The 23,976-nt window shown below is 60.3% G+C and carries 28 protein-coding genes; all 28 read right to left on the bottom strand.

The genetic code is table 11. From position 1 onward, the window contains the following. Position 1: 1 nt before the first annotated feature. The gene (locus B5F88_RS04180; protein ID WP_087341941.1) at positions 2–700 is read right to left on the bottom strand and encodes a zinc metallopeptidase; all 699 of its coding nucleotides are present in this window, start codon (positions 698–700) and stop codon (positions 2–4) included. 12 nt (positions 701–712) lie between these two features. Beyond that, complete coding sequence (locus B5F88_RS04175) at positions 713–1,966, bottom strand: glycosyltransferase family 39 protein (RefSeq protein WP_087341938.1); 1,254 nt, start codon at positions 1,964–1,966, stop codon at positions 713–715. Positions 1,967–1,969: 3 nt separating this feature from the next. Continuing rightward, the gene (gene fmt / locus B5F88_RS04170; RefSeq protein ID WP_087341935.1) at positions 1,970–2,887 is read right to left on the bottom strand and encodes a methionyl-tRNA formyltransferase; all 918 of its coding nucleotides are present in this window, start codon (positions 2,885–2,887) and stop codon (positions 1,970–1,972) included. Further along, positions 2,884–3,384: a peptide deformylase gene (gene def, locus B5F88_RS04165; protein ID WP_087341932.1), complete on the bottom strand. Its 501-nt coding sequence runs from the start codon at positions 3,382–3,384 to the stop codon at positions 2,884–2,886. The genes fmt and def overlap by 4 nt, the downstream gene beginning before the upstream one ends. An 11-nt stretch (positions 3,385–3,395) precedes the next feature. Then, positions 3,396–5,876: a primosomal protein N' gene (gene priA / locus B5F88_RS04160; protein ID WP_087342005.1), complete on the bottom strand. Its 2,481-nt coding sequence runs from the start codon at positions 5,874–5,876 to the stop codon at positions 3,396–3,398. Positions 5,877–5,972: 96 nt separating this feature from the next. Next, positions 5,973–6,179, bottom strand: a complete 207-nt coding sequence (rpoZ, locus tag B5F88_RS04155; RefSeq protein WP_087341929.1) for a DNA-directed RNA polymerase subunit omega — start codon at positions 6,177–6,179, stop codon at positions 5,973–5,975. A gap of 6 nt (positions 6,180–6,185) precedes the next feature. After that, positions 6,186–6,797: a guanylate kinase gene (gmk, locus tag B5F88_RS04150; protein WP_087341926.1), complete on the bottom strand. Its 612-nt coding sequence runs from the start codon at positions 6,795–6,797 to the stop codon at positions 6,186–6,188. Continuing rightward, the gene (locus B5F88_RS04145) at positions 6,794–7,066 is read right to left on the bottom strand and encodes a DUF370 domain-containing protein (protein ID WP_087341922.1); all 273 of its coding nucleotides are present in this window, start codon (positions 7,064–7,066) and stop codon (positions 6,794–6,796) included. Before B5F88_RS04145 ends, gmk begins: the two co-directional genes overlap by 4 nt. Positions 7,067–7,080: 14 nt before the next feature. After that, complete coding sequence (locus B5F88_RS04140) at positions 7,081–7,959, bottom strand: YicC/YloC family endoribonuclease (protein ID WP_087341920.1); 879 nt, start codon at positions 7,957–7,959, stop codon at positions 7,081–7,083. A gap of 73 nt (positions 7,960–8,032) precedes the next feature. Beyond that, a complete protein-coding gene (locus B5F88_RS04135) occupies positions 8,033–8,569 on the bottom strand; it encodes a hypothetical protein (protein ID WP_087341917.1) in 537 nt (178 codons plus the stop codon). A gap of 3 nt (positions 8,570–8,572) precedes the next feature. Next, positions 8,573–9,178: a J domain-containing protein gene (locus B5F88_RS21725; protein ID WP_087341914.1), complete on the bottom strand. Its 606-nt coding sequence runs from the start codon at positions 9,176–9,178 to the stop codon at positions 8,573–8,575. Further along, the gene (locus tag B5F88_RS04125; protein WP_087341911.1) at positions 9,175–10,044 is read right to left on the bottom strand and encodes a DUF5685 family protein; all 870 of its coding nucleotides are present in this window, start codon (positions 10,042–10,044) and stop codon (positions 9,175–9,177) included. Before B5F88_RS04125 ends, B5F88_RS21725 begins: the two co-directional genes overlap by 4 nt. After that, on the bottom strand, positions 10,044–10,472 hold the full coding sequence (locus tag B5F88_RS04120) for a SoxR reducing system RseC family protein (protein WP_087342002.1): 429 nt from the start codon (positions 10,470–10,472) through the stop codon (positions 10,044–10,046). Before B5F88_RS04120 ends, B5F88_RS04125 begins: the two co-directional genes overlap by 1 nt. A 14-nt stretch (positions 10,473–10,486) precedes the next feature. Further along, positions 10,487–11,734 (bottom strand): CdaR family protein, encoded by a 1,248-nt coding sequence (locus B5F88_RS04115; protein WP_087341908.1) that lies wholly within the window; start codon positions 11,732–11,734, stop codon positions 10,487–10,489. After that, positions 11,715–12,602, bottom strand: coding sequence for a diadenylate cyclase CdaA (gene cdaA / locus B5F88_RS04110; RefSeq protein ID WP_087341906.1), 888 nt, complete (start codon positions 12,600–12,602; stop codon positions 11,715–11,717). The genes B5F88_RS04115 and cdaA overlap by 20 nt, the downstream gene beginning before the upstream one ends. A 190-nt stretch (positions 12,603–12,792) precedes the next feature. Next, entirely contained in the window at positions 12,793–13,917 is a 1,125-nt protein-coding gene (locus tag B5F88_RS04105) for an aminotransferase class V-fold PLP-dependent enzyme (RefSeq protein ID WP_087341903.1), read from the bottom strand. After that, complete coding sequence (locus tag B5F88_RS04100; protein ID WP_087341900.1) at positions 13,914–14,168, bottom strand: DUF3343 domain-containing protein; 255 nt, start codon at positions 14,166–14,168, stop codon at positions 13,914–13,916. Before B5F88_RS04100 ends, B5F88_RS04105 begins: the two co-directional genes overlap by 4 nt. A gap of 53 nt (positions 14,169–14,221) precedes the next feature. Continuing rightward, on the bottom strand, positions 14,222–14,695 hold the full coding sequence (gene ispF / locus B5F88_RS04095; protein ID WP_087341897.1) for a 2-C-methyl-D-erythritol 2,4-cyclodiphosphate synthase: 474 nt from the start codon (positions 14,693–14,695) through the stop codon (positions 14,222–14,224). Next, a complete protein-coding gene (gene ispD, locus B5F88_RS04090) occupies positions 14,692–15,426 on the bottom strand; it encodes a 2-C-methyl-D-erythritol 4-phosphate cytidylyltransferase (RefSeq protein ID WP_087341894.1) in 735 nt (244 codons plus the stop codon). The genes ispF and ispD overlap by 4 nt, the downstream gene beginning before the upstream one ends. A 61-nt stretch (positions 15,427–15,487) precedes the next feature. Continuing rightward, positions 15,488–15,964, bottom strand: a complete 477-nt coding sequence (locus B5F88_RS04085) for a CarD family transcriptional regulator (RefSeq protein ID WP_087341891.1) — start codon at positions 15,962–15,964, stop codon at positions 15,488–15,490. A gap of 175 nt (positions 15,965–16,139) precedes the next feature. Then, entirely contained in the window at positions 16,140–18,098 is a 1,959-nt protein-coding gene (locus B5F88_RS04080; RefSeq protein WP_087341889.1) for a bifunctional 4-hydroxy-3-methylbut-2-enyl diphosphate reductase/30S ribosomal protein S1, read from the bottom strand. Next, positions 18,095–18,691, bottom strand: a complete 597-nt coding sequence (locus B5F88_RS04075) for a lysophospholipid acyltransferase family protein (protein WP_087341886.1) — start codon at positions 18,689–18,691, stop codon at positions 18,095–18,097. The genes B5F88_RS04080 and B5F88_RS04075 overlap by 4 nt, the downstream gene beginning before the upstream one ends. Then, a complete protein-coding gene (gene cmk, locus B5F88_RS04070) occupies positions 18,688–19,368 on the bottom strand; it encodes a (d)CMP kinase (RefSeq protein ID WP_087341885.1) in 681 nt (226 codons plus the stop codon). Before cmk ends, B5F88_RS04075 begins: the two co-directional genes overlap by 4 nt. 14 nt (positions 19,369–19,382) lie before the next feature. After that, positions 19,383–20,621 (bottom strand): NAD(P)/FAD-dependent oxidoreductase, encoded by a 1,239-nt coding sequence (locus B5F88_RS04065; protein ID WP_087341883.1) that lies wholly within the window; start codon positions 20,619–20,621, stop codon positions 19,383–19,385. Beyond that, a complete protein-coding gene (locus tag B5F88_RS04060) occupies positions 20,618–21,487 on the bottom strand; it encodes a MurR/RpiR family transcriptional regulator (protein ID WP_087341882.1) in 870 nt (289 codons plus the stop codon). Before B5F88_RS04060 ends, B5F88_RS04065 begins: the two co-directional genes overlap by 4 nt. Positions 21,488–21,638: 151 nt before the next feature. After that, the gene (locus B5F88_RS04055; protein ID WP_087341880.1) at positions 21,639–22,352 is read right to left on the bottom strand and encodes a pseudouridine synthase; all 714 of its coding nucleotides are present in this window, start codon (positions 22,350–22,352) and stop codon (positions 21,639–21,641) included. Between the two features lie 68 nt (positions 22,353–22,420). Beyond that, positions 22,421–23,503, bottom strand: a complete 1,083-nt coding sequence (locus tag B5F88_RS04050; protein WP_242959627.1) for a D-alanyl-D-alanine carboxypeptidase family protein — start codon at positions 23,501–23,503, stop codon at positions 22,421–22,423. Between the two features lie 37 nt (positions 23,504–23,540). After that, positions 23,541–23,975: a GerW family sporulation protein gene (ytfJ, locus tag B5F88_RS04045; protein WP_087341877.1), complete on the bottom strand. Its 435-nt coding sequence runs from the start codon at positions 23,973–23,975 to the stop codon at positions 23,541–23,543. Position 23,976: the final 1 nt, after the last annotated feature.

The raw sequence follows: 23,976 nt of genomic DNA, 5'->3' as shown, positions 1-23,976 counted from the left end.
GTCAGTCCCTCCGCCGGCTGTTAAAGGCCAGCAGGAACCGGAGCAGCTGGGCCAGGGAAACCAGCAGCGCGGCCACATAGGTCATGGCGGCGGCGCTCAGCACCTTCTTGGCGCCCCGCAGCTCCTCCTCTTGCAGCAAGTGGGTTTCCCGCAGGCTGACAATGGCCCGGTGGGACGCGTTGAACTCTACCGGCAGAGTAACCAGCTGTCCAACCACTGCCAGGGAAAACAGGATCACGCCCAGACCAAACAGCGTCTGAGAATAGAGGAACAGGCCCAGAATAATCAGGATGATGGAAAACTGGGACCCGATGTTGCACACCGGGATAATGGCGGTGCGCAGCTTGATGGGGCCGTAACCCTGGGCATACTGGACCGCATGGCCCGCCTCATGGGCGGCCACTCCTACTGAGGCGATGCTGGTGGAATGATAGACCCCGTCTGACAGGCGGATCACGTTGGCGCGGGGGTCATAGTGGTCGCTGAGCCGGCCCGCCACATGTTCGATACGCACATCATATACCCCGTGAGCCCGGAGTACCGCCTCAGCGGCCTGGGCGCCGGTAAAGCCCCGGGCGCTGCTAATCCGGGAGTAGCGGTTAAAGGTGGCGGATACATTGAGCTGGGCCAGCAGTGCGATCAGCATGGCCGGAACCAGAATCATCCAGTAATAGGGGTCGTAATAGTAGAAGAATGGCATAAAAGCCTCCATTTACATAATTTGTCCGCCGGTGAGATATCCGTACAGCATGAGCACAAAGCCAATGGACATACCTGCAGAGATCAAAATGGTAAGCCAGCGCCGATTTTCCGTCAGCGCCGCGGCAAAGAGGAAAAAGGGCAGTCCACAGGAGAGATACCGCCCGGCGCTGAGCAACCAGGACAGTGAGTAGTTCAGCACCAGGTAGACAAAGCCGTACAGAACGTACATACTGCGGAATTTTTTCCTTGCATAGAGTACCAGGGCAAAAAAGATGGGAAACAGCACAATGGTGGGGATCCAGAGCTGATAGCGCACCGCCTGCGTGGGATAGGACAGGGCGTTGTTCAGCACATACCACAGGGTATCGGAGATCCAGCAAAATCCCTGGCTCCAATGCTCCTGCATGACGGTGAAGGCAAACGGGTCTCCCCCCACCTGCCAGTTCAGCGCCAGGTAAACCAGCGTGCCCAGCGCAGGCAGAAGCAAAGCGGGCAGACGGCGGCCAATCTCCCGCCAGTCAAAACGGCCTCTGTCCTCCACCAGCTCCGCAGCCGCCGCTCCGATCAGCAGAATCCCGTGCATCCGAGTCATGGCTGCCAGTACGCCGAACACACCGGCCAACCACCAGCGATGCCTGCGGATATACCACAACCCGGCGGCGGTGGTGAACAGGAAAAGCCCTTCGGTCATGATCCCGCCAAAGAAAAAGGCATAGGGAAAAATGGACAGAAACAGCACAGCCCGGCGGGCGGCTCGCTCACCTAATTCCCACGCCGCCAGCTGATAGAGATAAACACAGCCTCCGGCATAGGTCAAAAAGGAGATCAGCAGTCCCGCCGCCATAGTATTGCCGGTTATGAAGGAAACCAACCGCATCAGCCATGGGTATAGCGGAAAGAACACCAGAAACAGGTGCTTTCCATCCTCCATGTAGCCGGTGTAGCCCAGCTCCGCCAAATTCACGTAGTGCAAAGCGTCCCAGCGTTGCCAGGTCCACAGGGCGGCGTCCGGCCCGGAGCCAGGATACAGGACCAGGCAGGTAAAAAGTCCCACCAGCACAAATATGACCAGCCGGAACAGCAGCGCCGACAGAAAAACCCGCAGCCCCTCCGCCCTACTTACAGCGTACCGGACTGCGTCTGGCGTCCGGGAGGCCAAAGGCACAGGAAGGCCGACGGTTCCCAGCCAGCGCAGCACCAAAGAAAGGCCCAGCGCGATTACCGCACCTGAGACCAGCACCGTCCAGAGCAGTTTTATTGTCATACGTTACAGCACAATCGGATGCCCACGCAAATAATCGGCGGCCTTCATCCGCTTACCGCCGTCGGGCTGGAGCTGGTCAATCCGCAGAACGGTACCCTCCCCGCAGGCCAGATCAATGCCAGCCTTATCTGCCCGAAGGATGGTTCCAGGTTCCGCCTGAGTGTGCTCCTCCAGAACGGTGGTGGCAAACACCTTGCATCGGCTGCCGTTCAGGGTAGTCACCGCAGCCGGCCAGGGCAGAAGCCCCCGCACCTGGTTGTGGAGCTGGAGGGCGGTATGGTTCCAGTCCATGGGAGACAGCTCCTTGGACAGCATGGGCGCCAGTGTGGCCTTTTCGTGGTCCTGAGGGGTGCGGGAGGCGGTCCCATCGGCCAGCTCGGCAGCCACCTGGACCAGCAGCTCAGCCCCCATCCGGGCTAAGCGCTTATAGAGCTCCGGCGCGGTCTCGTCAGGGTCGATGGGCGTGGCGGTCTGGGCAATGATGTCTCCGGCATCCAGATCGTGGGCCATGTGCATGATGGTCACACCGGTCTCCCGGTCACCATTGAGGATGGACCAGTTGATGGGCGCGGCCCCCCGGTAGGCGGGGAGCAGCGAGGAGTGTACATTGATGCAGCCCTTTGGAGGAGCCGCCAGGATCTCGTCCGGCAGAATGCGGCCATATGCCGCCACCACAATGAGCTCCGGCTCCAGCTCCTGGATCAGGGACAGCGCAGGGCCATCCCGCAGCTTGGTGGGCTGGTACACCGGAATGTCATGGCTCTGGGCGCAAACCTTGACCGGAGGCGGCAGCAGCTTCATGCCCCGGTTTTTGGGTTTATCCGGCTGGGTGAACACGCCGCACAGCGTATGGCCCGCATGGATCAGCGCCTCCAGAGAGGGTACGGCAAAATCAGGCGTACCCATGAACAGGATTCTCATTCCCCGCCCTCCTCCTGGGCCTGGAGCAGTTCGTCCAGCTCCTCATTGGTATAGAGATGGTCGGTGTGCTCGGTAAAGAGGTGCCCGTCCAGATGCTCCACCTCATGGCAGAAGCAACGGGCCACGATATCCTCTCCTTCCGCCTCAAAGAACTGACCGTTGCGGTCCTGGGCCCGTACCCGTACCTTCTGGGGCCGCTTGACCACACCCCAACGGCCTGGGACAGAGAGACAGCCCTCCAGGCCCTCCTGCTCCCCCTCCTGGGCAATGATCTCCGGATTGACCAGCTCCAGCATCTGCTCCTGGTCGTCCACCACGATAACCACCCGGCGGAGGATCCCCACCTGGGGGGCCGCCAGGCCAGCGCCGTTGGCCTGGGCCAGGGTCTCCTTCAGATCATCCAGCAGGTCGTGGAGCCGGCTGTCAAAGTTGGTCACAGGGCGGCAGACTTTGTGCAGAGTGGGATCACTATCCGTCAGAATTGTCCGTAATGCCATAATAATTCCTCCTAGTCCAGGGGATTGACGTCCGCGAAAACGGAAACTCCCCGATTTTCCTTGTCAGCCTGGGCACAGCGGAGCAGCTCCGCCACCAGGTCTCTTATCTGCTTGGTGTTGCTGCAGGCCAGGGTCAGCCGGTAGCGGTAGCGGTCGTTGACCTTCACCACGCTTGCCGGAGCAGGACCCAGAATCCGCAGCGTCAGCTGCTCCAGCGGAGGCTGGCGGAGCCAGCTCTCCAGCGCCTGCCGCATCCGCATACAGGCCCGCAGGGCCCCCGCCTCCGACCGGGCTGAGGCGGTAAGCACAAACAGGTCCTGAAAGGGCGGACACCCCCGCAGCCGCCGCAGTTCAATTTCCTGGGCGTAAAAGGCGTCGTAGTCCTGCCGCGCGGCGCAGCGGATCACATCGTGTTCCGGAGTGAAGGTCTGGATCAGAGCCGTCCCCCTTTTTGCGCCCCGCCCCGCACGGCCCACCACCTGGGTGAGCAGGGAAAAGGTGCGCTCTCCCGCCCGGTAGTCCTCAGCGTACAGCGAGAGGTCGGCGGAGATCACCCCCACCAAAGTGACGTTTTCAAAGTCAAGTCCCTTGGCTACCATCTGGGTCCCAATCAAAATGGGGATCTTTTCCCGCTCAAACCGGGCCAGCAGTTTTTCGTGGGTCTGGGTGGCGGAGACGGTGTCGGTATCCATCCGCAGCACCTCCCGCTGGGGAAAGGCCTGCTTCAGCTCCTCCTCCACCTTTTGGGTGCCGGTGCCGATAAAGTTCAGCGTGCCGCCGCAGGAGGGGCAGGCATCAGGCAGTGGCTCGGAATGGCCGCAGTAGTGACACATCAGCCGTCCGTTGGCCGAGTGATAGGTCAGATACACAGAACAGCGGGGACAGGTGGGCACTTCCCCACATTCCCCACAGGATACCATGCGGCTGGCGCCCCGGCGGTTGAGAAACAGGATACTTTGCTCCCCCCGCTCCATTATCTCTGTTAGACGTTTTTTCAGCGCCCCGCTGAGATCGGTACCGTTGCCGGAGCGCAGCTCCTGCTTCATATCCACGATCTCCACCGGCGGGAGAGGGCGTTCATTATACCTCTGCCGCAGGGTAAACAGATGATAGAGCCCCTGCTTTGCCCTGTACATGCTCTCCACCGACGGGGTGGCTGAACCCAGCAGCAGCAGGCCCTTTTCCTGCACACAGCGGTATTTTGCCACCTCTCTGGCGTGATATTTCGGTACATTTTCCGACTGATAGGTGGGCTCCTGTTCCTCGTCCAGAATGATAAGCTGGAGCCGGGTCAGCGGAGCAAATACCGCCGAGCGGGTGCCAATGACCACCCGGGCCTCCCCCGCGCGGATCCGCTTCCATTCGTCGTACCGCTCACCCGCCCGCAGCGAGGAGTGGAGAACCCCGATCTGATCGCCAAAATGGGCCGAGAACAGCCGCAGGAGCTGAGGTGTCAAAGCGATTTCCGGCACCAACACCAGTGCGGACCCGCCCCGCTCCAGCACCCGGCGGATCAGCTTCAAATACACCTGGGTCTTTCCGCTGCCGGTGACGCCATAGAGCAGCGCCGCCGACGGCTGGCCGGAGCGGACCAGCTGGTCCAGACCCTCATAGGCCTGCTGCTGCTCCTCGTTCAGCTGGGGCTCGCCTGCTGGTTCCACACCCTCCGGCAGAGCCACCCGGCGAAATACCTCCCGCTGCTCCAGAGTGAGAACGCCCCGCTTGGCCAAACTCCGCAGGGTGGCACTGGAGGCTCCGGTAAAGTAACACAGCTCCTTTGCCGAGGCGCTGCCCAGGCTGCACAGCAGCTCCACTACCGCATACTGCAGCGGGGCGGAACGGCGTCTGCCTGTAAACTGAGCCATAGCCTCCTCCGGAGGAACGGCCAGCGCAGCCACCTGCTCCACCTTATCCCCCACGCCCCGGGAGGCACTGGTCTCCAGGGTGAGAATTTCCTTGTCCCGCAGCAGTTTGAGTGCGGGATTGGGATCTTTGGTGCCAAAGGCCTCCTTGAGTTGCCGCACATCCGCCCGACCACCCCAGGCAAACAGCAGCTCCACCAGCTGGCGGCCCTGCTCCGATTTGCCCGCGGCGGCCAGCGCGGTCTCCTGATCCACACCCTCCTTCAAAACCCATCGGTCCTGAAGGGAGAAGTACAGACCGGCTGGCAGCATGGCTCTGGCCGCGTCGTAGACCGTGCAGAACCACCGCTCCCGCATCCACAGCGCCAGCCGAAGGGCCTTGGCGTCCAGAACTGGCTCTTCGTCCAATACCGTCAGGACCCGCTTGCGCTTGGGCTCCGGCAGGCGGTCCGCCTCCAGAGTCAGCACAATTCCCTCGGTATGGCGATTCCCCGCGCCGAAGGGTACGACCACCCGCATACCGGGGCGCAGGGTGTCCGCAACCTCCTCCGGCACCGTATAGTCGTACGGTTTGTCGATGGCATAGGTAGCGGCGTTCAGCGCGATCTTTACCACCAATATTCCCGCCATCCACATTCCCCCCGCCTGTGTTACATTGGTCCATGGACAGGGGGAGGCAAGTGGCAGTTGGTCTTTCCTGCCGCTTGCCTCCCTCTCCCGCTCTTGTTATGCTTCTTCCTCTTCGTCCTTCAGGTCCAGCTTCCCCTCGGCCACCTCACGGATGGCAATGGTCACCGGCTTATCATCCAGGGACAGTCCGGCCTCCTCTGCCTCGCTGGCCACCTGCCGGGCCCGCTGCGCCACCACATTTACCAGCATATAGCGGCTGGGCACCTGCTTGAGCAGTTGATTCATGGGGGGTTCGAGCATCATATTTGATCAGACTCCTTCTACAAAATTCATACGGTTTCTGGTGCGGCAATCTTCAGCGGTCAATATCGCAATAATTTCCGCCGCCGCGTCGGATACCTTGTCGTTCACCACCAGATAGTCGTAGTTGGGGATCTCCTGGTACTCCTCCTTGGCCTTGCGCAGCCGGCCCTGGATAACCTCCTCCTGATCGGTGGCACGGCGGTGGAGACGGCGGGAGAGCTCCTCAAAAGAGGGTGGGACAATGAAAATGAATACCGCGTCGGGACATTTGGCCCGGACCTTGGCTGCGCCCTGCACCTCGATATCCAGCAGCACGTCAATTCCGGCGTCCAGCTTTTCCCGGATTACCTTCAAAGAAGTACCGTAGTAATTATGGACATATTCTGCGTATTCCAACAGCTCTTCGTTGGCGATCATCCGCTCAAAGGTCGCCCGATCCACAAAGTGATAGTTGACCCCGTCCGCCTCGCCTACCCGGGGCTGCCGGGTGGTGAAGGACACGGAAAAATAGATGTCCTGCCGTTCGCTCAAAAGCTCTGAAATGACAGTGCTCTTTCCCACACCGGAGGGGCCAGACAACACAATCAGCTGTCCACGGGTCTTTTTCTTCACACTCACGCCTCCTCGCTTTCCTCTGCGGCCGGCTCGGACTCCTTGCCGCCCAAGCGCCCCGCCACGGTCTCCGGCTGCAGCGCGGAGAGCACGATGTGGTCGCTGTCCATAATCAGCACCGCCCGGGTACGCCGGCCATAAGTGGCGTCAATCAGTACCCCGCGGTCCCGGGCCTCCTGCACCATACGTTTGATGGGGGCCGACTCCGGACTGACTATGGCAATCAGCCGCCCTGCGGAAACCATATTGCCAAAGCCGATATTGATGAGTTTCACCGAAAAACACCGCCCTATTCCATGTTCTGGATCTGTTCCCGGATCTTCTCGATCTCGGCCTTGATATCCACCACATAGCCGGCGGTTTCAATGTCGTTGCACTTGGAGCCGATGGTGTTGGCCTCCCGGTTGAACTCCTGAATCAGGAAATCCAGCTTGCGGCCGATGGCGCCTTCCTGCTGCAAAAGATGGCGCAGCTGGGACAGATGGCTGCGCAGGCGCACCGTCTCCTCGTCCACTGCCACCTTGTCGGCGTAGATGGCCGCCTCCGTGAGGATCCGGCTCTCATCCAGCTGGGTATTCTGCAGTACCTCCGCCATTTTGGCCGTCAGCCGGGCCCGGTAATCGGCCACAATGCCGGGAGAGCGAACCTCCACCTTGGACACCAGGCCCTCAATGGAAGCCGCCCGGCTCAGCACATCCTGGCCCAGCTTCTCCCCTTCCCGCAGGCGCATGGCGTCAAAATCCCGCAGAGCCAGCTCCAAAACAGAGCAGATGTCCGCCGATACCGCCTCCAGGTCCTCCTGCGTTTTCTCCACCAGGAACACATCCTGGAACCGGGACATCAGGGAGACAGAAATATCATCCTTCAGGCCATAGGCATCCCGCAGGGCGCACAGGGCGGCATAGTATCCATCGGCCACCGGCCGGTTTACCGAAATAGATACATCGCCGCTCTCCGAGGGACCGATGGTGATAAACACATCCACCTTGCCCCGGGAAATATGGGACTGCACCGCCGCCTTGATCGCGTCCTCGGCAAACACATAAATCCGGGGCAGCTTGACGGTGCAGTCCAAATAGCGGTTGTTGACGGAGCGCACCTCCACGGTGATGGGCCGGCCATGGAGCACGGCCTCCCCCCTGCCGTAACCTGTCATGCTCTTGATCAAACCAGGTTCCCCCTTATTCCTTCTGTCCTATCAGCCCCACAGGGCACAAAAGCTTTCAGAAAAGTATACCAGATCAGGTCCTTTTTCGCAAGACCCTGTCCACCCGCGCCATATACAGGCCAATGAGTTTGGAAAAGCCCACATCATAAATGACAAAGGCCACGTTACCCGCAGCAAAGATAAGCCAGTTCCCTTCCAGCCCAGCGGGCAAAAAGGGCAGCAGCAGTTCCCGCAGGCCAAGCAAAAGAACGGCCAGGATGCCGTTAAAGACCAGCAGCTTGCACACCCACTCCAAAGCCCGGTTGGGCAGCCGCTCCAGAAGGGATTTCAGCATGGGCCACAGGCCGAAGAACAGCAGATAGAGGATGACGCAGCTCTTGTTGGGCAGCAGCAAAAGGCCCAGAATACCCGTTGCGCCGTAGCTGAAGAAGCCCGCGCCCAGGCCTGACGACACCACCGCTCCGGCGGGAAATACCCCCGCAATGGCGGTAATGCCCAGCCGCGCCATGGGCGACAGGGTGGATAGGTAGAGGAACGCCAGAGAAAGCGCGGTAATCATGCCTACCAGGGCCACCTGGTTGGCGCTTCCCCGATCCCGTCTCTTTGCCATGGCTCAGTACCCGCAGCCGCCGCACATGCAGTTGAGGCACAGGCAGGCGGAGCACAGATCACAGGCATCCATACCGCCTCCATACCCATAGGGACGGTAGGCCTGTCCTCCCTGGCGCATCATCATCAGCGCCTGACGGTATTCCCCATTGGATGGGTCCATGTTGCAGGCCATCTGGAAATGCTGGGTGGCCTCGTCCAGCCAGCCCTTCCGGTAGGCGATGGAGCCGGAGAGAAAATGCCACTCCGCATCCTGGGAAGGCGCGTTGCGCAGCAGCTGTTCAGCCCGGCTGATATCTCCCATATTGATGGCCTGGCGGACCTGGTTATACAGGCTGCCGGAGGAGGTACCGGAATACTGCTGCTGATAGCTGCCGCGGTAGGCGCTCTGCCCCTGATGCCCGCCGGAATTGCCGCCGCCGCTGCGCATCCGGTTGATGGTATCGTAGGCCTCGTTGATCTCCTTCATCTTCTCCTCTGCCAGATCAGCCAAAGGATTGTTCTGGTAATTATCCGGATGATACTTACGCGCCAGCTCCCGATAGGCCCGCTTGATCTCCTCGTCGCTGGCGTCCGGCTTGACACCCAATACGCTATACGGATCACTCATGTACGCTGTCTCCTGTTTCTATGATTGGCGGTCTTCCAACGGCCGGAAAACACCAGCTCTTCCACTGCCGGAAGGCCCAAATACAGAATATTTTCCACCGTACCCTGCCAGTATCCCAGCTCCAGCAGCGCTCCGGCAGAGCGGGCCAGATTCAGGGAATGGCGGAGGGTTGTACGCAGATACTCCCGGTTCTCCTTCTCCTGGCCGGGAAAGCGGGCGGCAATGGGGTTATACCCGCCCCGGCGCTTATCCTCCTCCAGGTCGTCCCAGGCGTCCACCAGGTAGATCCACCGCCCCACATGATAGAGCAGCTGCTCCAATGCCCGGCGGCGGGCCTGCTCCCCTTCCGCCGGAGCGGCGGCAGCCAGAATTTTGGCAAAGGTGTCCGCTGTCCGGTCCAGAGAGGTGCTGCTCTCCCGCTCCAGTTGCTGGAGCGCTTCCAGATTCTCACGCACCGCCCGGTCAAACTCCGGCCGGTTGGCCGCCGCCCGGCGATAACTGCCCGAAAACAGGCGGCATAAAAGCCGGGCCCCATTTTTCTTCCAGAAAGAGCCATCAGCGACCGTATCCCGCAACTTCCAGTAGGTCAAAATCGTGCCCGCATCTGCTGCGGCGTCCACACCTCCACCGGAGGCGCAGTTCTTCTTTCTGCACCAGAACCGGGCGGGGCATGCGTGCCGCTGGGTCACGGGCTTGTCCCCATCCAGCAGCATGGCCAGAAAGGTAAAGTCGTAGTTGAGAAACATACGGGCCAAAAAGCCATGCCGCCTGCCCAGTGCCTGGCACAGTCCGCAGTAAAGGGCTTCATAATCCCGCTGCTCCCGCACCTTCAGTTCGTCCCGATAGGGGCGGACATATCCAAACATCAGTCCTGGGGGTTGATGGCGGTAATGCAGAAGGTAATGGACTGGTTCCGGCGTACCTGGCGGTCCAGCAGAACAGCCAGCAGCACGCCCACGGCAAACCCGCATCCGCCGACGGCGGCGCTGACCCCCCCGCCCAACTGGGCAGCGGCACACAGAAAATAGCCCAGGAAAAACAGAAGGAACGGCACCAGATAGACCACCACCGCCGCTTTCAGCACGCCACCAGTAGAGGATTCCACCCGCACCATGTCTCCCGGCATGGCCCGCACCGGATTTGCGGCTACTACCGACACGGTGGAGCTGACCATCAGCTCGCTGCATCCGCCTCCGCATTTGGAACAATCGTGGCCGCAGGCGGACTGCCGCTTGACGGATACCTCCGCAGTACCGTTTTCCAAAACCCGGGTCACTTTTGCTGTTTGAATCATGGTATCACCTTTTATCATTCTCTTGTGATGGAGACCACAATATTGTAATCTCCCACCACGCCTACATCGCTGCTCCCGTCCAGATACACCTTGACGGGAACGGTCTGGTTTCCGGTGGACAGCTCCACCTCGGACAGATCCGCCACAATCCGCAGCTGGGAGGAGGTCACAGCCTCCACCGCCTCTGCCGTGCCCCGGATCTGCACGCTGCAGGATTTTGTCACCGCATCCGCCTGATAGCCGTCCGGCTTGTTGATGAAGCTGATGTTGCTGGCCTGCAGAACCTTTGTGGTCAGCCCCTTGACGGTGACGGTTACCTTTGCCTCTGTAATGCCGCTGACATTGGTGAGGGCGGAATCCAACTGGATGGGCATGGTCTGGGTCAGGCTGCCAAACACGTCGGACAGATCAATCTCACCCAGGCTGATGCTGTCCAGATTCTCCAGATCCGCATCACTGCCAGACACCATAATGGTATCCGGGTCAATCTCAATCTCCACGTCATCCTCGGTGGCTCCGCCGCCGGGGATGATATCCACCGTCAGCTTGATCTCCTTGAGCTTCTCCACCGGCACAGTGACCAGTATAGTTTCCGGCTCCGTTTCCAGTTCCTCAGCATACACCGGCTCGCCATTGTAGTCAATCAGCGTATAGCTGGTATCCTGACTGTAGGTGGCGTTCATATCCGTCTGAGTTACCGTAACCCGGGCATAGTCGATCTGGTCCACCAACTCCTCCGGTCCGCTGACCGTGACTTTTTCCGGCGCCATGGAGAACTCGCCACGCTGGTAGCCCTCCGCCACGCTGCCCTCAAAGACACCACGGACCTCCACCTCTTTGCTGGTCCATTTGGAAACAGTAAACACAATGGTGCTGGGGCTGGTATACTGCAAATCAATCGAGTCGGAGGCCGTAATGGACCGGGGATAGCTGATATTGCGGGAGGTAATGCTCACACTCTGCTCACCCGGCTCTGTGATGCCAGACACGTCAACGGTAACGGTGGTCTCACCCTGATTCAGGCGGGTCCACACGTCATTCCGGGCCCGGATGCGCAGGGACACGGTCTGTTCAGCCCCTGCCGAGATCGTCAGCCCCCGCTCTTCCAGCTTTTCCAGCCCGCTGAACGTCACCTGTACGCCGCTCAGGGTGCTGGTTTTCATGGGATTGGCCTCTTTGCCCACGTAGATCCACAGGACAAAGGCAAGCAAAAGGGAGATAACAATATAAAACCATCTGCTGTCAGTGATCTTTTTCCCCATTCTGCTTCTCCCCCTTTCCTGCCCGGAATAGGTTGGCCAACTTGAATTTGGGCGCAGTCTCCGTATCCTCCCGCTCGGGAAGCAGTTCATTGCGCAGCAGGCGCTCCAGCGTCTCCGGCGCCAGGTGCCGCTTGAGCATGCCGCCCACCGCCACAGAAATGGAGCCGGTCTCCTCCGAGACAATGGCCACCACCGCGTCGGTGTGCTCGCTGGCGCCGATACCTGCCCGGTGGCGCATGCCCAGCTCCCGGGACAGGTTTACGTTGCCCGACATGGGGAGCATGCAGCCTGCCCCCACGATACGGCCGCCCCGGACAATCACCGCCCCATCGTGGAGGGGCGCTTTGTTCCAGAAAATATTTTTCAGCAGTTCGGCGTTTACCGAACAGTCCAGGGCCGTTCCGGTCTTAATGGCATCCTCCAGCATATTTTTTCGCTCAAACACCATAAGCGCGCCGGTTTTGGATTTGGACAAGGAAGTATAGGCCTCCACGGTTTGGGTGATGGCGCTGTCCAGTTCGTTGCGCTCTTCAGCATGGGTGAATACCTCGCCCAGATTGGTGCGGCCCATCTGTTCCAGAAACCGGCGGATCTCCGGCTGAAAGAGAATGACCAGGGCCAGGGCACCGTACTCCACGATCCTCCCCATCAGGAAGTTCACTGTATTGAGCTGCAGCGCCCCCGACACCAGCAGGGCCACCAGCAGCAGCAGAATGCCCTTGGCCACCGCCCCTGTGCTGGTACGCCGGATAAACATGATAACCTTATAGATGATAAAGGCCATGATGAGGATGTCAATGAGGTCAAAGACGCTGAACGGCGTCACCATCCCCTTGAGCTGCTGCAGCAGGTATAAAATTCCTTCCATTTTCCTCATCTCCCGCACGCCCGGTCCAGGCGTCCCACTTCCCTTTAACTAAGATATTATACTGTATTCCCAGGCGCTTTACAAGTATTACAGGACAGGGGAAAATCAATTTTCTGTAAACAAACCACACAGCGGCCTCCGGCGGCTTTTTCCCTTTTATGAGGGGAAAAGCCGCCGAAAACCGCTGCCATTATTCCCGGCCAAGCCGGGACAGGACGTATATCAGGCGCTCGATCTCGGCGGGTGTGTTGAAGTCAGAGACACTGAGGCGCACCGTGCCGGTCTCCAGCGTACCGGCAGATTGATGGGCCGTGGGTGCGCAGTGCAGGCCTGCCCGAACCGCAATCCCATGCCGGCCCAGCAGCTCGCCTACCTCTTCGCAGTCCATCCCCTTGACCCGGAAGGACAGCACCCCCGCCTGGTCCACGGGATTTTCCGCCTCGTAAACCTGCAGGTCGGGCAAAGCTGCCAGCCCACGGGCCGCCTGCCGGATCAGCCGCCGCTCTCTGCGGAGAATGGCCTCCGTCCCCCTGGAGCGCACATACCGCAGCCCCTCCAGCAGACCCGCGATACCCGGCATATTATGGGTGCCCGCCTCCAGCCGGTCGGGCAAAAAGTCCGGCATGGTCTGAAGCGCGGAAAGGCTGCCCGTTCCCCCTTCCAGCAGAGGCTCCGGCTGGCCCTCTCCACAGAGCAAAAGCCCGGTACCCTGGGGACCATAAAGGCCCTTGTGGCCAGGCATGGCGATAAAGGCCGCATTGAGCTGCTCCTGCCGCACCGGAAGGCATCCGGCAGACTGAGAGGCGTCCAGAATAAACGGGACGCCCCGCCTTCTGCAAAGGCCTGCAATCTCCTCTACCGGCAGGACAAAGCCAAAGACGTTGGATACATGGGTGCAGATAGCCGCCTTCGCCCCATCCTCCAGAGCCTGTTCAAAAGCGGCCAGCTGCGCCGCCCGGTCAAACAGCGGGCCGCCGGCCACCACCACTTCAGCGTCCAGGCCGTGTAGCGGCCGGGTGACCGCGTTGTGTTCCCATCCGGAGATCAACACCCGGTCTCCAGCCCGCACCAGGGAGCGGATGGCAATATTCAGGCCATGGGTGGCATTCAGGGTAAAAACAACCCGCTCCGGGTCGGAAACGCCAAAAAGCTCCGCCGCCGCCCGGCGGCAGGCGAAGGCGGTCTCCGCCGCACGCATGGCGGGCTGGTGCCCTCCCCGTCCGGGAGAGGCCATATGGGTCATGGCATAGGCCGCGGCCCTTGGAACCGCAGGCGGTTTCTGCATGGTGGTAGCCGCACTATCCAGATAGATCAAAGGAGTACCTCCTCATAACTGCCCTCTCCCTTCATCAGAAACACCCGCTTGGGAGGCAGTCCCACCCGATTGAGAATCAGCAGCGCATTCCGCAGATTCCGTTCCGACACCTTTACGCTATGGCTGCATCCCTCCTGGTCAATGGCCCGGGGCGAGCGGCGGATATGGGCCGTGATCCCCGCCCGCTCCAGCGCGGCGGCTGTCCGCTGGGCGTAGGTCAGGGAGCGGCATATGATAAGATAATATACCATGATAAAAAACGCTCCTCTCGCACCATTGTATGTGCGAAAGGAGCGTCTTGCGACTACATTTCTTCCAGCAGGCAGACCGCATGGGCGGCCATGCCCGCCCCGCTGCCGGTAAAGCCCAACTTTTCCTCTGTGGTAGCCTTTACATTCACCCGGTCCACTGGCACACCCATACGCCGGGCCAGATTCTCCCGCATCTGCGGGATATGGGGCGCCAGCTTGGGACGCTGGGCCAAAATGGTGGCATCCACATTGCCCACCCGGAACCCCGCCGCCCTCAGCATCTCCATGACGGTGTCCAGCAGCCCCAGGCTGTCCGCACCGGCATAGGCCGAGTCAGTATCAGGAAAGGCCTTTCCGATGTCCCCCAGTCCCGCCGCTCCCAGCAGCGCGTCCATGACAGCGTGGGTGAGTACGTCCGCGTCGGAGTGGCCCAGAAGCCCCCGCTCAAAGGGGATCTCCACCCCGCCTAAAATCAGTTTTCTGCCCTCGGTGAGCTGGTGTACGTCATACCCATGCCCGATTCTCATGCCTCGTCCTCCCATCCCAGCAGCGCCTCCGCCACAGCCAGGTCCTCCGGCGTGGTGATTTTCAAATTGCGATAGTCTCCCTGGGTGAGGGCCACGCCAATCCCCAGCCGTTCCACCGCGGAGCAGTCGTCGGTCAGCTCCGCGCCCTCCTCCAATGCCTTGATCAGAGCGGTGCGGATCAGATCCCCCTGGAACACCTGGGGGGTCTGGATTGCAAAAAGCTCAGAGCGGTTCAGCGTTGCCTCCACCACACCGTCCCGGGCTCGCTTGATGGTGTCCTTGACCGGTACCGCCGGCGCGGCCGCCCCACACTGAGCGGCGCGGACGATAGCACGCTCCAGTACCTCCTGGCTGACCAGGGGGCGGGCGCCGTCATGAATGGCGATCAGCTCCGCCTGACCGCTCACCTCCCGCACTCCATTGAGCACAGAATGGGTCCGGCTCTCCCCACCCGGAACCACCTTTGTAATCTTTTGAAAGCCATAGTCCCTGCACAGCTGGCCGATTGGTACGATCAGCTCTCGCCGGGTCACAATGACGATTTCCGTTATGTAAGGGCAAAGCTCCAGAGCCCGCAGGGTGTGGGCCAAGACCGGCTGCTCTCCCAGAGGAGACAGGATCTTGTCCCGCCCGGCCATCCGGGTGGAGCTGCCCGCGGCAGGCACCACGGCGGCGCAGAGGATCTCCTGGGGCTTTTTTTTGTGAAACAGACGTGAAAACAGACCTGCCATTGGCTCCCCCTCTCCAAAAAAACACGGGCGGCCGCGGCGGGCCGCCCCTACTGCGATTCTATTACGCCAAAGCTGTATTGATGCGGGCCTCCACATCCTCATAGCTGGCGTTTTGCGACAGGACAATCTCAGAAATCAGAATCTGCTTGGCAGAGTGGAGCATTTTCCGTTCCCCGGTAGACAGCCCGCGCTCCTCCTCCCGAAGCACCAGGCCCTTCACAACCCGGGCCACCTCCAGCAGGTCGCCGCTTTTCAGGCGGAGCATATTCTCCCGGTAGCGCCGGTTCCAGTTGGAGGTCATGTCCACCTCGATGCCGGGTATGGCTGCGATGACCCGGTCCGCCTCCTCCTGCCGCACCACCGGGCGTACGCCAATCTCCTCGCTGTGCTCCGTGGGGATCATGACCAGCATACCGCCCACAGGAAGCTTGAGAATATAGTACTCCCGCACCACACCGTTGACCTTTTTCTGCACAATGCTGTCAATCACACCAGCACCATGCATCGGGTGAACAATTTTGTCCCCTACCTGAAACACGATCCCACCTCCCGAGCGCCAAATCAACTCCAATTCGTATAATTGTATGTGCTTATGTTTTTATTATAGCCACATTTTAGTACCATTGCAAGCAAATTTCTGTTTTCTCTCTGTAAAAGTTCAAAAAAACCGCGCCGTTTCCCTTTGAGAAACGGCGCGGCAGGCGCATATAAGATTACTCCTCGTTGTCACCGTCGGACTCGGCGGAGTCGTCAGCATCCTGACCCTCCAGCAGAGCGCGGATGGAGAGGGAAACCTTCTGCTTATCATAGTCGATGTCGATGATCTTCACATCCACCATCTGACCCTCGCTGAGCACGTCGCCGGGCTTGTCAATGCGATGGTCGGCAATCTGGGAGATGTGGATCAGGCCGTCCACGCCGGGCACGATCTCAGCAAAGGCGCCGAAGGTCATCAGCTTGACCACCCGGACATTGGCCACGTCACCGGGCTGATACTTGCCGGTGAACACCTCCCAGGGGTTCTGGGTGCGGTCCTTCATGCCCAGGGAGATCTTCTTCTTATCCCGGTCGAAGGAGATCACATACACCTCAACGGTGTCGCCCACAGAGACGACCTCGGAGGGATGCTTGATGCGGGACCAGGACAGCTCGGAGATGTGGACCATGCCGTCCACGCCGCCGATGTCCACGAAGGCGCCGTAAGAGGTCAGGCTCTTCACGGTGCCGGTGTAGCGCTTGCCCTCCTCAATGTTGGCCCACACCTCGGCGGCCTTGGCGGCCCGCTCCTCAGCCTCAACGGCACGGATGGAGCCCACCACCCGCTTACGGGCGCGGTTGACCTCGGTGATGCGCAGGCGCACCTTCTGCTTGACCAGCTGGCTCATGGGCGTATCCCGGGGCAGACCGGTCTGGGAGGCGGGCACAAAGACCCGGACGCCCTTGATGGAGACAACGACGCCGCCCTTGTTCTCCTCGGTAACGACACCCTCCACAGTGGTGTGGTCCTCCTTAGCCTGCTCGATGTCTTCCCAGCTCTTCACGGTGTCAAGGCGCTTCTTGGAGAGGGTAACCACACCCTCCTGGTCGTTCACGCGCATGACATAGGTTTCGATCTCATCGCCGACTTTTACCAGATCCTCGACCTTGACCGTAGGGTCGTCGGTCAGCTCGGACACCGGTATGTAACCGGCGTGCTTGGTACCAAGATCAACATAGATCTCAGTAGGCGTAATCCCAGTGACAACGCCCGTAACCTTCTCCCCTGTATTTAAAGTCTTGATCGATTTCTCCAGCATTTCAGCAAAGGATTCCTCGATCTCAATGTTTTCGTCGCTCATTTTGTCATAGACCTCCTTTATAATCCACTCAGGCGTGGACGCGCCCGCAGTGATTCCAATAGAAGCCTTCCGACACAGGGTGGAAGGTTCCAGCTCTGCCGCCCGCTCGATCCAAACGACCTTGGGACAGAGCGCCTCGCATAACTCGGCCAGCCGTTTGGTGTTGGAGCTTTCCCGCCCTCCGATGACGACCACAGCATCGGATCTGGCGGCCAGCGCCTGTGCCTCGGACTGCCGCTTATACGTAGCATTACATATTGTATCAAAAATTTTTAAGTTTGTACACTCTTTTTTTGCTTTTTCTACGCACTTATCCCAAATTATCTGAGTCGAGGTGGTTTGGGACACCATGGTAACCGGCAGATTCCGGCGCTCCGGCTCCCCTTCCAGCCAGTCTGAGAGGGCCTGCACGCCTTCAAATACCAGCGGACGGGCGCACCAGCCCGCGATGGCAGCCACCTCCGGGTGGGTGGGGCTGCCAATAATTACCATTTGCCGTCCCGCCTCTTCCGCCTGGGAGACGATCTGATGGATCCGGGACACATTGGGACAGGTGGCGTCAATCAGCGGGCATCCCCGCTCTGCCAGCGCCTCATAGGCGGCCCTTCCCTCTCCGTGGGAGCGGATGATCACCGCCGTGCCCGGCTCCGCCTCCTCCGGACGCTGGATGAGTCCCACACCCAGGGAGGCAAGATACTCAATCACACTGTTGTTGTGAATAATGGGGCCCAGCATGACACAGGCCCGGCCCTGCTCCGCCGCCTGCTCCGCCATCCGAACCGCCCGGCGGACCCCATAGCAAAACCCGGCGGACTTGGCCAGCTCCAGCTTCATCGTCCCGCCTGAGGCTGCAGCGCCTCGATGCGGGCCATAACCTCACCGGCAATGGCCCGATACTCCTCCGGCGTGCCCCGTTTCCCCGCGATAACCGGCTGATAGGGCTCTCCGATGACCACCTGATTCCACCGGAACCAGCGCTTTTCGGCAGGAATGTAGATGGGAACGATGGGAACGCCGGTACGTGTGGCCAGCATGGCCGCTCCGGTTTTGGCATCTCCGAAATCCCCGTCCTGATGCCGGGTTCCCTCCGGGAACATCAGCAGCAGCTCGCCATTTTTCAGGTACTTCATGGCGGTTTTGATAGCGCCGATGTCCGCCTGGCCCCGCTTCACCCCGAAAATGCCGCCGTGCTTTAAAATCCAGCCAATGATGGGCCAGTGCATGACCTCTTCCTTGGCCATCACATGGATCTGATGCTTGAGTCCCAGGGCATAGGCCACAAACAGCGGATCGCTCATCCGGGTATGGTTGGCACAAAGCAGCGCCCCGCCCTGGGGGAAATTCTGCTTGTTGATGCACTTCGTGGGCTTGAAAATGCGGAATACCGGCCAGAGAACCAGGTACGCCAGGAAATAGACGATGTTCATGCCTGCAGTCGCTCCTTTGCGATCTGTATCAGGAGCGTCAGACTTTGCTCCAAATCCTTGTCTGTGGTATCAGCCAGCACCGCATCCTCCGCCTGACGCAGAGGCGCTGCCGCTCGGTGGGTGTCCCTGTCGTCCCGCTCCAGAACATCCCGGAGTACCGTCTCAAAATCGGTCTCCTGCCCCCGCTCCTGCAGCTCCAGCCAGCGGCGGCGGGCCCTGGCCTCCGGGGCGGCGGTAAGGAAAATCTTCACATCCGCCTCGGGCAGCACCACAGTGCCGATATCCCGGCCGTCCATGACCACATCGTGGCTGCGCGCCAGCCCCCGCTGCTGCTCCATCAGAAACGCCCGCACCTCCGGAATGGCGGACACGCTGGAGGTATAGTCTGATATCTCATGCCGGCGGATGGCCTGCGTCACGTCCTCGCCGTTGAGGTACATATGCTGCAGCCCGTCTTCTCCGTAGGCCAGACGGATCTCCATGTCCTTAAGCAGAGCGATGACCGCCCCGGCGTCCTTGGGATCCGTACCAGTACGGAAGGCCTGCAGCCCCACCGTGCGGTAAATGGCCCCCGTATCCACATACAAAAACCCCAGCGCCTCCGCCAGGCGCTTGGCCAGGGTGGATTTCCCCGCACCGGAGGGCCCGTCAATGGCAATGCTTCTGTGTTTTGTCACGTTTATATGCCTCCTTAGCCCAGCGCCCGCTCTCCCGCGCTCTCCCCTGCCGCCCGGCCGGTAGACCAGGCAATCTGCAGGTTAAAGCCGCCGGTATAGGCGTCTGCATCCAGCACCTCTCCGGCAAAATAGACGCCCGGCGCCAGCTTTGATTCCATGGTAGTGGGATTGACCTCCGAAACCTTGACGCCGCCGGAGGTGACGATGGCCTCCTCTACCGGGCGTGGTCCGCTGATATCAATTCGAATACCCTTCAGGGTCTCCAGCAGCCTGCGCCGTTGAGCCCGGGTAACAGAATGGGCCTTCAAATCCCCCGGTATCCCGGTCAGCTCCAACAGCACGGGTACCATCAGGCGGGGGACCAGGCCTTCCACCACATGGCAGAAGTCCCGGTTGGACTGCTCCTCCAGATCCCGCAGCAGCCGCTGGTCCAGCTTCTCCTCATCCAGAGCCGGTTTCAGATCCAATCGGATGTAATAGTGTTCCCGCTCATAATTGCGCATATGAGCGGACGCAGTGAGAATCAGCGGCCCGGACAGGCCGAAGTGGGTAAAAAGCAACTCTCCCTGCTCGGCATATATGGTCTTTTTCTTGTCCGTTTTGACCTGAATGGCCACATTTCGCAGGCTGAGCCCCTGCATGCGGGCGCAAAAAGACTGCTCCGCCACCAAAGGTACCAGAGAAGCCCTGGGCGGGAGCACCGTGTGACCCAGCTCCTGTGCCATCTGATAGCCGTCCCCGGTGGAGCCGGTCAGCGGATAGGATACCCCTCCGGTAGCCACCACGACCGCCCGGCAGGGATAGAAGCCCTGTTCCCCTTCTACACCTTCCAAAAGCGTTTCCGTCCGGCGCAGCTCCTGTGCCCGGTCCTGCACAATGGATACGCCAGCCCGGCGCAAGGCGTGAAGCAGGGCGTCTATGATGTCCGCCGCCCTGTCCGACTGGGGGAAAACCCGGTTTCCCCGCTCGGTTTTCAGGGGCACTCCCTGGCGCTGAAAAAATTCCTTGACCTGCTCGGGCGGAAAACGGGTGATGGCGCTGGTGAGAAACCGGCTGTTCTGCGGAATGTTCCGCAGTACCTCCTGAGGTGTGCAGTCGTTGGTCACATTGCAGCGGCCTTTTCCCGTAATATATAGCTTCCGCCCCAGCTTTGGGTTGCGCTCCAGCAGTGTGACGGACGCTCCTTTTTCCGCGGCGGCCAGCGCCGCCATACATCCGGCGGCTCCCCCGCCGATTACTACCACATCACTCAATGACTGGCTTCCACCTTTTCATATACCTCATATTCATCCCAGATCCGCTCCAGATCCGCGAAGGTTTTGGACAGGTCCTCATTCTTCTTCCGGCCGATGGACACGATCAGCGCGTTAATCAGGCTGAGCGGAGCCACCAGAGAGTCCACAAACGAGGCCATATCGCTCTTGGCAAGCAGGCAGTGAGTGGAATACTGCACCAGCGGAGAGGTCTCGCTGTCGGTAAGGGCGATGGCGGTGGCTCCCCGGTCGTGAGCAAACTGCATGGCCGTCACCGTGCGGCGGGAATAGCGGGGAAAGCTGATGCCAATGATCACGTCTCCCGGCCCGATGCGCAGCAGCTGTTCAAACACCTCACTGATAGAGGTTGTGTGTACAATGGTCACCTGCTCAAAAATCAAGTTGAAATAGAACCCCAGAAAACTGGCCAGAGCCGCGGCCGAGCGCACGCCCAGAATATAGATATGCCGGGCGTTCACAATCGCATCCACCGATTGGCTGAACTCCTCCCGATTCATCTCGTCCATGGTCATATGGATCTTCTCCACGTCCGACTGCATCACCATAGACAAAATATCGTGGTCTCCGATGCGGTCGTTGGATACCTCGATGCGCTGAATGGTGGTCAGCTTGCTGCGGATCATCTCCTGCAATGCTTTCTGCATGGCGGGATACCCGTCATAGCCCAGCTCGGCGGCAAACCGTACGACGGTGGACTCGCTGACCTTTACCGTTTTGCCCAGCTTGCTGGCCGTCATGAACGCCGCCTTATCATAGGACTCCAGAATATAATTCGCAATCAGCTTCTGGCCCTTGGAAAACGTGGCCATGTTGCTCTGAATCACCGACAAGATGTCCTTGGACATAGATGAAACCTCCCGGGCCCGCACCAATCTCTGGCGGACTTCTTCCGCAAACGCATCCTTGCGCATGCAAAAATTTCAGTAAATAATATCATACCGGGCTTTTGGTCGAAAAGCAATCCTTTTTTGCAAGTAAACCTGTTTTCCCTGCAAATCACTTTCCGTTTTCTGTGCTTTCATCCAGCAACTGGGCCAGCTCGCCTTCCGTCAGCACCCGCCAGCGGCCCACGGGCAGATTTCCCAGGGTCAAGCCGCCTTCCCGGACCCGGCGCAGACGGGTCACGTTCAGCCCCGCAATGGCGCACATCCGCCGCACCTGCCGGTTCCGGCCCTCGTGGATCACGACGGACAGCACCCCCGCTTTTACCGGCTGTACCCTGGCGGGGTGAAGTGGTACGCCGTCCAGCGTCATGGGACCCCGCAGAATGGGAATGGCCCGCTCCAGGTCCCCCTCCACCCAGACATGGTACTCCTTCTCCACCTCATGGCTGGGATGGAGCAGCTTCTGGGTGAGGCCACCGTCGTCAGTCAGCAGGAGCAGTCCCTCCGAGTCCAGGTCCAGTCTTCCCACCGGCCACACCCTGGCCCCGCATCCGGACACCAGCTGGGCCACCGTTTTGCGGCCCTTTTCATCAGAGAGGGTGGTCACGTAGCCCCTGGGCTTATTCAGCATCAGATAAGTACGCCGCTCCAGCGGCGGAAGGAGCCTGCCGTCCACCCGGATCTCGTCCCGCTCCGGATCGGCCTTGTCCCCCACCTGGGCCGGCCGGCCATTGACGGTAACCCGCCCTGCCGCCAGATAGGCCTCCGCCGTCCTCCGGGAGACCACTCCCCGAGCGGACAGCAGCTTCTGCAGCCGTTGCTCCATCTCTCGCCTCTTTTCCGCAGGAAAGGCCTGCCGGACTACGGCAGACCTTTCCCGCTCCCTATTTTCTATCATTTGCTCAAAAATCGCTGCAGCCAGCCCTGAGGCGCTCTGTCGTCCGCCGCGGCGGTCTGGTAGACCAACGGTACCCGGAGGACCGGCTCCTGTTCCAGGCTGAGCACCAGCTCCCCGGCCAGACTCCCGGCTGTTACCGGAGCCTCCACCTGCTGGGGCAGCTGAACCCGGGCGGTCAGCTCCTCCCCTTCCGCCAGCGGGTAATAGACCTCTTCCGTCACCCCTGCCGTAACCATGGGGCACAGGCTGTTGGGCACCGGCAGAGACCAGCTCTCCTGCGGCCCCGCCGCCAGACACCTGGGATAGCGGGCAAATCCATAGTCAAACAGAGCCGCATGGTCCGCCCAGTCGTTGGGATCGTTCAGGGTCACGACAATCAGCTCCTGCCCGTCCCGCATAGCGCTGGACACCAGGGTGCGCCCCGCTTCGTCGGTATAGCCCGTCTTCAGGCCGGTACAGCCCTCATAGAGCCACAGCAGCTTGTTGTGGTTGGCCAGATACCGTCCGGCCACATTCATGGTTTTGGTCCCCACGATCCGCCGCAGTTCCTCCCGCTCCAGTACCGCCCGGGCCAGCAAAGCCATATCATAGGCGGTGGAATAGTGCTCCGGGTCATCCAGCCCATTGGGATTTGCAAAATGGGTATGCTCCATGCCCAACCGGGCCGCCGTCTCGTTCATCCGGGCGACAAATTCCTCCACCGTCTGACAGCAGCTGCCCGCAATGGCCAGGGCCGCGTCGTTCCCGGAGGAGAGTAGAAGTCCGTACAGCAGCGCCTCCATGGTCAGCTGTTCTTCGGGCTTGAGGTACATGGAGGACCCCTCTATCCCCGTCCACTCCCGCCGGACCGTCACTTCCCGGGACAGATCAGGACACAGCTCCACCGCCACCAGCGCTGTCATCAGTTTGGTAATACTGGCAATGGGACGTGGCTGGTCGGCGTTTTGGGTGTAGAGCACCCGCCCGCTCTCCCGGTCCATCAAAACAGCGGCGGAGGCGGAGATATTCAGCCCCTCCGCACCCCGGACAGGGGTTGTACATAGTATCGCGGCCAGCAACAGGGCAATGATACGCTTCAAGCAGCATCACCTCACACAGATGCCGCTAGTATGCGTTTTACCACTCCACTTTATCCGCCGGGCCCGCCGGAGGCTCGGTGGATTTTTTATCCTGCTGCTTGTCAATAAAGTCGGTGATCTTGTCAACCACTTCGGGCACCATCTCCACCACACGGTCTACCGTGTTCCCCGGCGGAGGCGCCACAGGCATCAGTTTTACAGTGTCTCCCTTTACGATGAGGAAGGCCACGGGAGAGAGATTCATCCCCGCACCGCTGCCGCCGCCAAAGGAGTTGTCGCCCTCCGCCTTTTGATTCTTGGAGACAAAGTCGCTGCCGCCGGAGGCGAATCCCACCGACAGCTTGGAGATGGGGATGATGGTAACCTCTCCGGCGTGGATGGGCTGACCGATGATGGTGTTCACATCCGCGATCTCCCGGATCTTCTGCATGGTTGTGGTCATCAAATCGCCGATAGGATGCTGCTTTTCCATA

Origin of the sequence: Flavonifractor sp. An306 (genome assembly GCF_002159455.1) — a bacterium.
Classification (GTDB): domain Bacteria; phylum Bacillota; class Clostridia; order Oscillospirales; family Oscillospiraceae; genus Flavonifractor.
Note: the sequence above shows the minus strand (reverse complement) of the source record. Positions and strands in the feature narration are given on the sequence as shown.